General features: G+C 62.7%; 11 protein-coding genes. 10 read left to right on the top strand and 1 reads right to left on the bottom strand.

From position 1 onward, the window contains the following. Positions 1-8: 8 nt before the first annotated feature. The 9 genes from murD (at position 9) to lpxC (ending at position 11,163) form a co-directional block, all read left to right on the top strand. Positions 9-1,496 (top strand): UDP-N-acetylmuramoyl-L-alanine--D-glutamate ligase, encoded by a 1,488-nt coding sequence (murD, locus tag BFX80_RS13850; RefSeq protein ID WP_084209211.1) that lies wholly within the window; start codon positions 9-11, stop codon positions 1,494-1,496. Beyond that, positions 1,489-2,706 carry a putative lipid II flippase FtsW gene (ftsW, locus tag BFX80_RS13845; protein WP_077371685.1) on the top strand — a complete coding sequence of 406 codons (1,218 nt, stop codon included), beginning with the start codon at positions 1,489-1,491 and terminating at the stop codon, positions 2,704-2,706. The genes murD and ftsW overlap by 8 nt, the downstream gene beginning before the upstream one ends. Before the next feature lie 95 nt (positions 2,707-2,801). Then, positions 2,802-3,878, top strand: coding sequence for an undecaprenyldiphospho-muramoylpentapeptide beta-N-acetylglucosaminyltransferase (murG, locus tag BFX80_RS13840; RefSeq protein WP_084209795.1), 1,077 nt, complete (start codon positions 2,802-2,804; stop codon positions 3,876-3,878). Positions 3,879-3,900: 22 nt separating this feature from the next. After that, positions 3,901-5,313, top strand: coding sequence for a UDP-N-acetylmuramate--L-alanine ligase (gene murC / locus BFX80_RS13835; protein ID WP_084209210.1), 1,413 nt, complete (start codon positions 3,901-3,903; stop codon positions 5,311-5,313). Next, on the top strand, positions 5,310-6,284 hold the full coding sequence (locus tag BFX80_RS13830) for a D-alanine--D-alanine ligase (RefSeq protein WP_240499584.1): 975 nt from the start codon (positions 5,310-5,312) through the stop codon (positions 6,282-6,284). Before murC ends, BFX80_RS13830 begins: the two co-directional genes overlap by 4 nt. Before the next feature lie 3 nt (positions 6,285-6,287). After that, positions 6,288-7,013 (top strand): cell division protein FtsQ/DivIB, encoded by a 726-nt coding sequence (locus BFX80_RS13825; RefSeq protein ID WP_077371691.1) that lies wholly within the window; start codon positions 6,288-6,290, stop codon positions 7,011-7,013. A gap of 289 nt (positions 7,014-7,302) precedes the next feature. After that, on the top strand, positions 7,303-8,583 hold the full coding sequence (gene ftsA / locus BFX80_RS13820; protein WP_077371694.1) for a cell division protein FtsA: 1,281 nt from the start codon (positions 7,303-7,305) through the stop codon (positions 8,581-8,583). A gap of 40 nt (positions 8,584-8,623) precedes the next feature. Then, positions 8,624-9,793 (top strand): cell division protein FtsZ, encoded by a 1,170-nt coding sequence (gene ftsZ, locus BFX80_RS13815; protein WP_077371697.1) that lies wholly within the window; start codon positions 8,624-8,626, stop codon positions 9,791-9,793. 458 nt (positions 9,794-10,251) lie between these two features. Continuing rightward, a complete protein-coding gene (lpxC, locus tag BFX80_RS13810) occupies positions 10,252-11,163 on the top strand; it encodes a UDP-3-O-acyl-N-acetylglucosamine deacetylase (protein WP_065392615.1) in 912 nt (303 codons plus the stop codon). Positions 11,164-11,366: 203 nt separating this feature from the next. Here lpxC and BFX80_RS13805 read toward each other — a convergent pair whose 3' ends face one another. Further along, positions 11,367-11,849 carry a DUF721 domain-containing protein gene (locus tag BFX80_RS13805; RefSeq protein WP_077371700.1) on the bottom strand — a complete coding sequence of 161 codons (483 nt, stop codon included), beginning with the start codon at positions 11,847-11,849 and terminating at the stop codon, positions 11,367-11,369. A 62-nt stretch (positions 11,850-11,911) separates the two neighbouring features. Here BFX80_RS13805 and BFX80_RS13800 point away from each other — a divergent pair, with 62 nt between their 5' ends. Beyond that, on the top strand, positions 11,912-12,292 hold the full coding sequence (locus tag BFX80_RS13800) for a hypothetical protein (protein ID WP_127736140.1): 381 nt from the start codon (positions 11,912-11,914) through the stop codon (positions 12,290-12,292). Positions 12,293-12,413 lie beyond the last annotated feature (121 nt).

The following is a 12,413-nucleotide window of genomic DNA, read 5'->3' as shown; positions in this document are numbered from 1 at the left end:
CTTTCGCGATGACCCTCTCTGTCACCTCCCACGCACCGGCCTCGCCGGTGCCTGCCGAAGGACCGACCCTGGTGGTCGGTCTTGGTGTCTCCGGACAGGCGATCGCTCGCCATCTGAGTGATCGTGGCATCGATTTTGCCGTCGCCGATACCCGCAGTGCACCGCCGGGGCTCGAGAATCTGCACGAGCATGCACCGCAGGCCGAGGTCCATCTCGGGCCGCTGGAAGCGCTGGATCTGTCACGCTTTGGTGAGGTGGTGCTCAGTCCGGGCATCGACCCGCGTCAGGCCGTGTTTGACCCGGTACGCGAGCGCCTGGTCGGCGAGATCGCGCTGTTCGTGCGGGCACTCGATGAACGCCAGGCCCGGGATGCGCAGGGAAGGCGGCCGACGCTGGTCGCCATCACCGGTTCGAACGCCAAGTCCACCGTCACCACGCTGGTGGCGAGGATGGCCGAGCGGGCAGGCCGTGACGTGGCGGTCGGTGGCAACCTGGGCACCGCCGCGCTGACGCTGCTGCGTGAGCAGCCCGATGCCGAACTGTATGTGCTGGAACTGTCATCCTTTCAGCTCGAGACCACGCCCGAGCTCAAGGCAGATGTCGCCTGCTTCCTGAATCTCTCCGAAGACCATCTCGATCGCCATGACGGCATGCGCGGCTATCAGGCCGCCAAGCGTGCCATCTTCCGCGGGGCGGGCCTGGCGGTCATCAATGCCGACGATGCCTGGAGCTGGCCGGCCGAGGAGGATGCAGTGGCGCGCGCCAGCTTCAGCGTACGCCTGAATGAGGGCGACTCTGGTGATGACGGCGAGGAGTTGAGTGAAGGGGCTGAATGGCGTCTGGCGGAGCAGGACGGCACGCTCATGCTGTGTCACGTGGCATCCGAAGGCCTGCATGGCGTGATGCCTGCCGCGCAGGTGCGTCTGGCCGGGCGTCACAATCAGGCCAACGCGCTGGCGGCGCTGGCGATGGGCACGGCGATCGGTCTCGCGCAGGAGGCCATGGTGGCCGAACTCGAGCGCTTCGCGGGGCTGCCGCACCGGGGCGAGCTGATCGCTGACGTGGCAGGCGTGCGCTGGATCAACGATTCCAAGGGCACCAACGTCGGCGCGACGCTGGCGGCGATCGCCGGTCTCGGTCCGACACTCGATGGCAAGCTGATTCTGCTGGCCGGTGGCCAGGGCAAGGGCGCGGACTTCACGCCGTTGGCCGCGCCGCTGGCACGCTTTGCGCGTGAGGCGGTGCTTTTCGGACAGGATGCAGAGCGCCTGTCGCTGGCACTGGAGGATAGCCTTCGCGTCAGCCGGGTCGCGACGCTGACGGAAGGCATGGCCCATGCTCAGCGAGTCGCTCGGCCGGGAGATTGCGTGCTGCTGTCACCTGCCTGCGCCAGTCTCGATCAGTTCCCCAATTACATGGTGCGCGGCGATGCGTTTCGTGACTGGGTGTCGGAGCATGTGATGGACGCGGGCAACGAGGGCGAAGCGGATGGGTGACAAGGCCAGTCGAGTGCGTCAGGCGATGAGTACCGAGCAGCAGCCAGTGGATGGCTGGCTGGTCTTCGCGGCATTGGCGATTCTGTGTATCGGCTGGGTGATGGTCACCTCGGCTTCCAGCGAGATCTCCAGCGAGCGCTTTGACGGCAACGCCTTCTACTACAGCATGCGTCACGGCATCTTCATTCTGATCGGGCTGGTGGCGGCCTATTGCACGCTGCGCATACCGATGTCGGCCTGGCAGCAACGCAGTTTCGCGATGCTGATGCTGGGGTTCGTGTTGCTGGTGGTCGTGCTGGTGGTCGGGCGTGAGATCAACGGCGCCAAGCGCTGGATTCCCTTGCCGGTGATCGGCGGGGTGCAGGCCTCCGAGGTCGCCAAGTTGTGCCTGATGATGTGGCTGGCGGGGTATCTGGATCGGCGTCTCGACAAGGTGCGCGCCAGTGTCGTCAATGGTCTCGTGCTGCCCTGCATGCCCTTGATGCTGATGATTCTCTTGCTGGCACTGGAGCCTGACTTCGGGTCCATCGTGGTGATGGGCGGTGCGGTGATGGGCATGCTGCTGCTGGCGGGGGTCGCCTGGTGGGGCTTCATCGTCCTTCTGGCAGCGGCCATCGGCGGCGGTTGGTCGCTGGCGATCGCCGAACCCTATCGCTGGGAGCGCCTGACCACCTATACCGACCCGTGGGCGAACATGTACGACAGCGGCTATCAGCTGACCCAGGCCCTGATCGCCTTCGGGCGAGGACACCTGAGCGGCATGGGGCTGGGCAACAGCGTGCAGAAACTCTTCTATCTGCCCGAAGCGCATACCGATTTCGTGTTCGCGGTACTGGCCGAGGAACTGGGATTGATCGGTGCCACGGCGGTGGTCGGGCTGTTCGCGCTCCTGATCTATCGGGCCTTCAAGATCGCCCGACGTGCCGAGCTTGCCGGCTTGCCGTTCAGCGCCTACCTCGGCTACGGTATCGCCCTCGTGCTGGGGGCCCAGGCCTTCATCAACATCGGGGTCGCCAGTGGATTACTGCCGACGAAGGGGCTGACGCTGCCGCTGATGAGCTATGGGGGCTCCAGCTTGATCGTCAGCTGCATACAGATCGCCATTCTGATGCGAATCGATACGGAAGTTCGTCTGCTGACGCGCGGCAAGAGTCCCGCGCGGCGCAAGACCGGCAAGTCGCCCGAGACCACGCAAGGAGCCAAGGCATGACGTCATCTTCTTCTGCAGTGCCTGCGGCTGATGCCTCGCGACCCGAGACCTCTGACGCCCCTGCTGACACGCCCTCTGCCGGCATCGTGCTGATGATGGCTGGAGGGACGGGGGGGCATGTGATACCGGCGTTGTCGCTGGCGCGTGCTCTCGCCAGCCAAGGACATGAAATCCACTGGCTGGGCAGTCCGCGTGGCATCGAGAACCGACTGGTTCCGGAGGCGGGGTATCCGCTGCATCGAGTGGAAGTGGCTGGGCTGCGTGGCAAGGGGCTTGCCGGCTATGCGGCGATCCCATTTCGCCTGACCCGCGCCGTTCTGCAGGCGCGACGCATCATCCGTGAACTCAAGCCGGTGCTGGTCGTCGGGCTGGGAGGCTTTGCCAGCGGTCCTGGCGGACTGGCGGCACGCCTGGAGGGCATTCCGCTGGTGATCCATGAGCAGAATGCCATCGCCGGACTGACCAACAAGGTGTTGGCCCGGATGGCAACGCGGGTCTACGCCGCCTTTCCCGGCGCCTTCCCTGCCGCCATCGCTGCGCAGGTGGTGGGCAATCCGGTGCGCGACGAGATCGCCGCCGTCGGTCAGACGGCAGACACCGAGGGCGCTTCCCGGGAGCAGGCCATGCGCGCGCGACCGCTTCACCTGCTGGTGATGGGGGGCTCGCTGGGCGCCCAGGCACTCAACGAGCAGCTGGCGCCGGCGCTGGCACTGTTGCCGGCGTCCTCGCGCCCCCTGGTGCGCCATCAGGCCGGGCGTGACAAAGAGGAGGCGACCGTTGCCGCCTATCAGGCCGCCAGTGTCACGGCCGAGGTCAGCGAGTTCATCACCGACATGGCCGAAGCCTATGCCTGGGCGGATCTGGTGGTGTGTCGCTCGGGTGCCTTGACGGTCGCTGAGCTTGCCGCTGCCGGACGACCCGCCATCTTCGTGCCGTTCCCGCATGCCGTGGATGATCACCAGACCGTCAATGCGGCGGTGATGGTCACGGCCGACGCGGCGCGTCTGATTCCCCAGAATACGCTGAATGCCCAGCGTCTCGCCGAGACGCTGGGGGAATTGCTGGATCCCAAGATACTCACTGGCATGGCCGCTCGCGCCCGCGAAAGTGCGGAACTCGACGCGGTAGCGACCATGCTGGCAGGCTGCATGGAGACTCGCCTTGAACGCTAGGAATTCTGATCGTGGTGTCGGCATGCGCCGCATCCGTCGCATCCACTTCGTCGGCATCGGCGGCGTGGGCATGTGTGGTATCGCTGAAGTACTGAGCAACATGGGGTATGAGGTCAGCGGCAGTGACCTCAAGGAGTCCACCGTGACGGCGCACCTGCGGGATTGTGGTGTGCGCGTGGCGATCGGTCATGCGGCTGTCAACGCGGAAGGCAGCGATGTGGTGGTGGTCTCGACGGCAGTGGATACCAGCAACCCGGAAGTGGCCTGGGCGCGTGACCATCGGGTGCCGGTGGTACGTCGTGCCGAGATGCTGGCGGAGCTGATGCGATTCCGTCAGGGGATCGCCATTGCCGGCACGCATGGCAAGACCACCACGACCAGCCTGACGGCCACGCTGCTTGCGGAGGGCGGCATGGACCCGACCTTCGTCATCGGTGGCAAGTTGACCAGCGCCGGTACGAATGCACGCCTGGGGGAAGGGGAATACCTCGTGGCCGAGGCGGATGAGTCCGACGCCTCCTTCCTGCACCTGCAGCCGCTGATCTCGGTGGTCACCAACATCGATGCCGACCACATGGCGACCTATGAGGGTGACTTCAATCGCCTCAAGGACACCTTCATCGAGTTCCTGCACAACCTGCCGTTCTACGGCCTGGCGGTGCTGTGTCTCGATGACGCCAATGTCCGCGAGCTGCTGCCGCGCGTGCAGCGCCAGTTCGTGACCTATGGCTTCAGCGAGGATGCCGATTATCGCATCAGCGACTTCCGCCAGGGCGGCGGTCAGCTGAGCTTCACTGCGCTGCGTCCGGAGGGGCATGCGCCACTGGAGATCACGCTGGCCATGCCGGGTGAGCACAACGCGCTCAACGCTCTGGCGGCCATCGCGATCGCCACCGATGTCGGCGTGAGCGATGACGCGATAGCGCGTGCGCTGGCCAGCTTCGCCGGTGTGGGTCGTCGCTTCCAGGTGCATGGTGAATTCGCGGCACCCAATGGCGAGCAGAGCGTGATGCTGGTCGATGACTACGGCCATCACCCGCGAGAAGTGGAAATGGTGATCCGTGCCGTGCGTGCCGGCTGGCCGGAGCGTCGGTTGGTGATGGCCTATCAGCCTCACCGTTACTCGCGCACCCATGATCTCTACGAGGATTTCGTGCGGGTGCTGTCCGAGGTCGATACCCTGCTGCTGCTGGATGTCTACAGCGCAGGAGAGGCGATGATTCCGGGGGCCGACGGCCGCTCTCTGGCCGGCTCGATCCGTCAGCGTGGGCAGGTGGATCCGCTGTTCGTCGAGCACAAGCGTGCGTTGCCGAGTCTGCTCAACAATGTGCTGCGCCCGGGCGATATTCTGATCACCCAGGGGGCGGGTGATGTCGGCGGCATCGCCCTGTCACTGGCCGGTGCGGATCTCAAGCTTTCCGAGGTGGCGCTATGACCGCGGTGAAGCCGGAAATGGCGACACGCTATGGTCGCGTCGTGGTGCTGTTCGGTGGAGTGAGTGCCGAGCGTGAGGTATCGCTGAAGAGTGGTGCGGCGGTGCTCGCGGCCCTGGAAGGGGCCGGCCTCGATGTGCAGGGGTACGACATGGCCCATGGCCTGGCCGGTCTGGAGGCGCTGCGCGCAGACCGCGTCTTCATCGCCATGCATGGACGTGGTGGCGAGGATGGCACTCTGCAGGGGGCGCTTGACCTTCTGGGCATTCCCTATACGGGGAGTGGCGTGCTGGCCTCCGCGCTGGGGATGGACAAGCTGCGCACCAAGAAGCTCTGGGATGTCGAAGGCTTGCCGACGCCACGCTCCTGTCGCCTGGCGGCGGACACTGACTGGCAGAATGTGCTCGAGACGCTCGGTACGCCGGTAGTGGTCAAGCCGGTGCACGAAGGCTCGACGCTGGGCATCCATATCGTCGAGGAGGCTGGCGCTCTCAAGGCCGCCTGGCAGGATGCCTGTCGTTTCGATGGTGTCGTCATGGCCGAGCAGTTCATCAAGGGGCCGGAATATACGGTCTCGGTGCTGGACGGTGAGGTGTTGCCGGCCATTCGCATCGAAGCGGACAGCGGTTTCTACGATTACGATGCCAAGTACGTGACCGATACCACTCGCTACCTGCTGCCCTGCGGTCTGGAGGCTGCGCGCGAAGCCGAACTGGCGACTCTCTCGCTCAAGGCATTCAACGTGCTGGGCTGCGAGGGCTGGGGGCGTGTCGATGTGATGGAAGATGCGGACGGCGCCTTCTGGCTGCTGGAAGTCAACACCTCGCCGGGCATGACCGATCACAGCCTCGTGCCACAGGCAGCCGCGCATGTGGGGCTGGATTTCACGGCGCTGGTACTGCGGATTCTCGACACGACGCTGACCGAGCGTCATGACGTCGCCGCGTCCGCCTGCCCACAGAGCGAACACTGACCCATGGCGGCGCGTAGCTCTGCAGGTGCACTGTTCGGCCTGGTGCTGGGAGCGGCACTGATGGTGGCGGGTGGCCAGGCATTGTGGACCTGGCTGGACCGCCCCATCGAGCGAGTCACCATCAAGGGTGACTTCGAACACGTGAGCGCCGCCTATCTCCAGCGCCATATCGCGCCGTTGATTCGCGGACAAAGCTGGCTCTCTGTCCCGCTGGGGGAAGTTCGGCGTCGCGCTCTGGCGATCGACTGGCTGAGTGAGGTGAGCATTTCGCGTCGCTGGCCGGATACACTCGAATTCGAGCTGTTCGAGCAGCAGCCGGTGGCCTACTGGAATGACGGTGAGTTGATCAACGTGAGAGGCGAGGCCTTCAAGGCAGCCCCTGTCACCCAGCTGGGAAATCTGCCGAATCTGGCAGGCCCCAAGGGTAGCGGTTCCGAGGTGCTGGCCGAGCTGGACGCGCTGCAGAGCCAGTTGGGCGGTCTGGGGCTCAATGTCTCCCAGTTGCGTCTCGAGCCACGTGGCGCCTGGCGTTTTCAGGTCAATGACAGCGTCTGGGTCATGCTGGGTCGCAATGACAGGGAGGCCCGTCTGGCTCGCTTCATGGCAGCCTGGCAGCGTCAATTGGGGGGGCAGGCGTCGCAGATTCGCTACATTGACCTCCGCTATCCCAACGGCGTAGCCGTGGCGTGGCATGGCGAGACGACAGCACTGGAAGAAAGCAACGGTTGAGGGAGAATCGGCGACACTTCAGAACGAAGGTCTTGAGGCGCTGATATTAGTGAAATGGAGTTATCTCCAGTTTCATTTCGGGACAATCCCGCCTATTCTAGCGGGGATTTGCGCCTCCTGGTATTTTCAGGCTGGTGTGCCGTTAGTGGTGACTTCTATACTATGAAGGCAAATTCATCTTCGGGTTAAACGGAGCGTTAACCTGACTGGGTGGTTTCTGGCATTCTTGCCGCCGCCGATCGCGCTATTTTTTTCATGACGAACCAGAATCAAGGAGCTGGCCCGACCTATGGCAGGACATTCCAAATCACAGGATATGGTGGTCGGGCTGGACATCGGAACCTCCAAGGTGGTCGCGATCGTGGGGCAACCGACCGACGATGGTGGCATCGAAATTGCGGGTATCGGTTCACATCCTTCACGCGGCATGAAGAAGGGTGTCGTCATCAATATCGAGTCGACCGTGCAATCGATCCAGCGCGCGGTGGAGGAAGCTGAATTGATGGCGGGCTGCGATATCCACTCGGTATACGTGGGGATTGCCGGCAGTCATATCAGCTCGATGAACTCCGATGGTGTGGTCGCGATCAAGGATCGTGAAGTGACACCGTCCGATATCGAACGAGTCATCGATTCGGCGCGTGCACGGGCAATCTCCGAGGGGCAGCGGATTCTTCATGTGCTGCCGCAGGAATATGCCATTGATCGTCAGGAAGGTATTCGTGAACCGCTCGGGATGTCCGGTGTGCGCCTTGAAGCGCGGGTGCATCTGGTCACGGCGGCGTTGAATGCCGTACAGAATATCGAGAAATGCGTTCGTCGTTGTGGTCTTGAAGTCGACGATATCATTCTCGAACAGCTCGCCTCGAGTCATGCGGTATTGACCGAGGATGAGCGCGAGCTGGGAGTCTGCATGGTGGATATCGGTGGCGGGACGACCGACATCGCGGTGTTCACCGAAGGTGCCATTCGTCATACGGCCGTGATTCCCATCGCGGGAGATCAGGTAACGAATGATATCGCGATGGCACTCCGTACGCCGACCCAGTACGCTGAAGAAATAAAGGTCAAGTATGCCTGTGCTCTGACACAGCTGGCGTCCAGCGACGAGACGATCAAGGTGCCCAGTGTCGGTGATCGACCGGCCCGTGATCTGTCCCGCCAGGCGTTGGCGGAAGTGGTCGAGCCCAGGTATGAGGAACTCTTCACCCTGGTCCGCGATGAGCTGCGTCGCAGTGGTTATGAAGATCTCGTGGCAGCGGGTGTGGTACTGACGGGCGGTACATCACGCATGGAAGGTGTGGTGGAACTGGCGGAGGAGATCTTCCACATGCCGGTTCGCATTGCCTGCCCGCAGAATGTGCGTGGACTGGCAGATGTGGTCCGTAATCCGATTTATTCCACGGGTGTGGGTTTGCTACATTACGGGATGAAACAGGAGCGGCATACGCCATCCTCGACTGCGGTCGCGGTGCGCAGGGAGGAATCTGCCGCACGACGCGTTCACGGCCATGAGCACGACACCTCCACGCTGGAGCGGATCAAGGGCTGGTTCAAGGGAAATTTCTGACAGGGATTACAGAAAGACTGTGATCCAGGAGACAGGGCATATGTTCGAACTGGTAGATAACGCACCCTCCAGCAGCGCGGTCATCAAGGTGATCGGTGTTGGTGGCGGCGGTGGTAACGCCGTCAATCACATGGTCGAGAGCAATATCGAAGGCGTCGAATTCATCTGCGCCAATACCGATGCTCAAGCGCTCAAGCGCGTGGCCGCCAAGACAGTCCTTCAGCTCGGCAGCGAGATCACCAAGGGTCTCGGCGCTGGCGCCAACCCGGAAGTGGGTCGTCAGGCGGCGATGGAAGATCGTGAGCGTATCGTCGAGCTGCTGCAAGGCGCCGACATGGTCTTCATCACCGCAGGCATGGGGGGTGGTACCGGTACCGGGGGCGCTCCTGTCGTGGCACAGGTAGCCAAGGAACTGGGCATCCTGACGGTCGCGGTCGTGACGCGTCCCTTCCCGTTCGAGGGGCCGCGTCGTCAGAAGGCGGCCGAGCAGGGCATGAAGGAGCTGTCCGAGCATGTCGATTCCCTGATCACCATCCCCAACGAGAAGCTGCTCTCGGTCCTCGGCAAGAGCGCCAGCCTGCTGAGTGCCTTCAGTGCGGCCAACGATGTACTGCTGGGCGCTGTCCAGGGCATCGCTGAGCTGATCACCAGCCCGGGCATCATCAACGTCGACTTTGCCGACGTGCGCACCGTCATGTCCGAGATGGGCATGGCCATGATGGGAACCGGTGATGCCGTCGGTGAGAACCGCGCTCGCGAGGCGGCCGAGAAAGCCATTCGCAGCCCGCTGCTTGAGGATATCGATCTTCACGGCGCGCGCGGCATCCTGGTCAACATCACGGCAGGCCCGGACCTCTCCATCGGTGAGTTCAACGATGTCGGTGCCACCGTGCAGGAGTTCGCTTCTCCGGACGCGACCATCGTGGTGGGTACCTCCATCGACATGGACATGAGCGACGAGCTGCGTGTCACCGTCGTGGCGGCGGGTCTCGATGGCCGTGTCGAGAAGCCGGCTGCGCGTGAAACCGCACCGGCCAAGCGCACGGTGGAGAAGCCGGCTGATTATCGCAGCCTCCAGACGCCGACGGTCACCCGTCAGGCCAAGGAAGAGCAGCAGCAGGCCGCAGCCAAGAAGCCAGAACCGCGCAAGAATCGTGACATGGATGACTATCTCGACATTCCTGCCTTCCTGCGCCGTCAGGCGGATTGAAAGGTAAGCGCACGTCGACAGGGTGTCCATGACATCTTCTGGTGACAGCGCGGTCAGATAGAGGCGCTTTGCCTTTCTTCACCCACCCGGGGCGACCCGGGTGGGTGAAGTCGTTCTGGGAGGCGCGAAAAGGCATTCCAGGCGATTCAGATGGAGGGCATGACAGTCAGGCTGAAGAGGAAAGGCATGCATCCGCCACGGCGGTTGCCTGCGTAAGAGAGGGAGGAACCTGACAGTTCTTGCACATTGATTATCGATTGATGTCGCTGAGAGTGAGAACTGTTTTGGGTTTGCGCGTTCATAGTCAACATGGCTCCAGTCAGCGTCTTGAAGGGTTGAATGGTGCCCCCGTGGCAATGTTGAATTTCCCTATCAGCGGTAGGTGACAATTTGTTGAATACCTGCTTTGCTGTTATCATGAACACTGTTTCCAAATTCAGGCTGACTGGCTATCTCCTATGATTCGACAAAAAACGCTTCAGAATACGATCCGCGCAACAGGCGTTGGTCTGCACTCCGGTGACAAGGTCTATCTGACCCTGCGCCCGGCTCCGGTCAACACGGGTATCGTCTTCGTGCGTACCGACCTCGAGCCGCATGCACACATCCGTGCCGATGCCACGGGGGTGCGTGACACCACCATGTGTACTGCCGTTTCCAACGGTCAGGACAAGGTGATGACTGTCGAGCACCTGATGTCCGCCTTCGCCGGTCTCGGGATCGACAACTGCTTCGTCGAGCTCTCCGCGCAGGAAGTGCCGATCATGGACGGCAGCGCCGGTCCGTTCGTCTTCCTTATCCAGTCCGCTGGTATCCAGGAGCAGTCCGCGCTCAAGAAGTTCATCCGCATCAAGCGCGAGATCGAAGTGCGTGATGGCGACAAGGTCGCGACCTTCCTGCCGCACAACGGCTTCAAGGTGTCCTTCACCATCGACTTCGATCACCCGGTGTTCGAGCAGCAGAAGCAGACCACCACGGTCGACTTCTCCACGACCTCCTTCGTCAAGGAAGTGTCTCGCGCTCGTACTTTCGGTTTCATGCGTGATCTTGAATTCCTGCGCTCCCAGAACCTCGCGCTGGGCGGCAGCCTCGACAACGCCATCGTGGTGGATGATTACCGCATCCTCAACGACGAAGGTCTGCGTTATGACGATGAGTTCGTCAAGCACAAGGTGCTGGATGCCATCGGCGACCTGTATCAGCTGGGCCACAGCCTGATCGGGGAATTCCGTGGCTACAAGTCAGGCCACGGCCTGAACAACCTGCTGTGCCGTGCCCTGCTCGAGAATGCAGACAGCTACGAGATCGTGACCTTCGACAATGCCGAAGCGATGCCGATTTCCTACGCCTCACCGGCACTTGCCGTCTGATCACGAGATGGTGACAAGCACGACCTGAAGAAAGTTGACTGTGACCTAGCCCGTCCAGCCTGATGTCAGACTTCGGTCCTTGCCAGCCGAAGCATGGAAACGATCACAAGCGCGCCGCCCTCATGGGCGGCGCGCTTGTTTGTCTTCATGAAATAGCGCCGGCGCGACGGTCGCCCGCAAGAGAGAGGGATGTCGCACCACCATCAATCGTCGCCAGACGGGGTGTCCTGCAGATCATCAGCATGTGCTGCCAGACGCTCAAGCGAGCGGCGCAGGTGTTCATCCCGGGTGTGGGAGGCACAGTCCAACAGATGCTCCGCTGCCGCAGCAGGGAGATGCCTGGGCTGTTGAGCCGGTACGAAGACAGGACGAACGGGGCGGACCTTGAAGTTGAGGCGCGTGAGTGCGGCAAGCTCGGGGATCTCGCGCAGGACGCTGATCAGCCTGCGCTGCTCATAACGTAGCCAGGTCAGCCAGGAGGCACGATTGGTGATCAGTGTCAGGGTTCCTTCGTGATAGCCCCCGACGAAGACCTGCTCCTGCATGTCCGTGGGCAGGGCCTCACGCAGATGCCACTGGGCCTGCTCCAGCATTCGCGCCTGGCGCATGACGTTGCCAAGCTGGCCCTTGCCGTTCAAGAGGCGCGCCGCGGGCTGGGCGCGGAAACGCTTAGCCTTTATACTCATGGGCTTGCATGCCGGTTCAGTGGTTTCCGGCAATCTATCATGAGCAGGAGTCCGGCAACAGCATGAGCCATGACGACGCCATAGCACGCTCGAGACCGTTGCCGGCTTCCGGTAGCGGCAGCGCGCGTCGCTGGTCGGTGCGCACGGCACCGCGCTGGCTGCTGGCTGGCCTGCTGATCAGCTGTCTGTTCCCCGCTGGCTTGAGCGCCGCGCAGGTCGAGCGCGTCAATCTGACCCTGGCCAGCATCCAATTGCTGGCGCCGGGCGTGATTCGCGCCGAGAGCCGCCGTCAGAGCCTGCGTTCACTGCGCCGACTCATCCGTCCCGGTGCTCAGAGAAGTCCCAATCTTTCGCGTCAACGACGCTTTGTCTCCTGTGCTCGCGTACTGCTGCGCGGATTGGCGAATGCCATGTCCCCGCGCGCACCACCTCTGGTGTCCTGAGAGAATCTGTCCGTCACCTGGCCCTCGGCGCCGGTGATGGTGATGTCGTTTCCTTTTCGCGTGTGCCGTTTGCCAGTTGCCATCTGCGGGATGCTTCTGGCGCGTGAAGCGCACGCGTATA

The organism is Cobetia marina (genome assembly GCF_001720485.1).
Lineage (GTDB): Bacteria > Pseudomonadota > Gammaproteobacteria > Pseudomonadales > Halomonadaceae > Cobetia > Cobetia marina.
This window is presented reverse-complemented; position numbering and strand designations above follow the sequence as displayed.

What these genes read in the sequence shown, in the direction of transcription:
- ftsW (WP_077371685.1), top strand. Translation starts at nt 1,489, where the DNA reads ATGGGTGACAAGGCCAGTCGAGTGCGTCAGGCGATGAGTACCGAGCAG.
- BFX80_RS13800 (WP_127736140.1), top strand. Translation starts at nt 11,912, where the DNA reads ATGAGCCATGACGACGCCATAGCACGCTCGAGACCGTTGCCGGCTTCC.
- murC (WP_084209210.1), top strand. Translation starts at nt 3,901, where the DNA reads ATGCGCCGCATCCGTCGCATCCACTTCGTCGGCATCGGCGGCGTGGGC.
- BFX80_RS13805 (WP_077371700.1), bottom strand. Translation starts at nt 11,849, where the DNA reads ATGAGTATAAAGGCTAAGCGTTTCCGCGCCCAGCCCGCGGCGCGCCTC.
- ftsA (WP_077371694.1), top strand. Translation starts at nt 7,303, where the DNA reads ATGGCAGGACATTCCAAATCACAGGATATGGTGGTCGGGCTGGACATC.
- BFX80_RS13825 (WP_077371691.1), top strand. Translation starts at nt 6,288, where the DNA reads ATGGCGGCGCGTAGCTCTGCAGGTGCACTGTTCGGCCTGGTGCTGGGA.
- BFX80_RS13830 (WP_240499584.1), top strand. Translation starts at nt 5,310, where the DNA reads ATGACCGCGGTGAAGCCGGAAATGGCGACACGCTATGGTCGCGTCGTG.
- murD (WP_084209211.1), top strand. Translation starts at nt 9, where the DNA reads ATGACCCTCTCTGTCACCTCCCACGCACCGGCCTCGCCGGTGCCTGCC.
- lpxC (WP_065392615.1), top strand. Translation starts at nt 10,252, where the DNA reads ATGATTCGACAAAAAACGCTTCAGAATACGATCCGCGCAACAGGCGTT.
- murG (WP_084209795.1), top strand. Translation starts at nt 2,802, where the DNA reads ATGGCTGGAGGGACGGGGGGGCATGTGATACCGGCGTTGTCGCTGGCG.
- ftsZ (WP_077371697.1), top strand. Translation starts at nt 8,624, where the DNA reads ATGTTCGAACTGGTAGATAACGCACCCTCCAGCAGCGCGGTCATCAAG.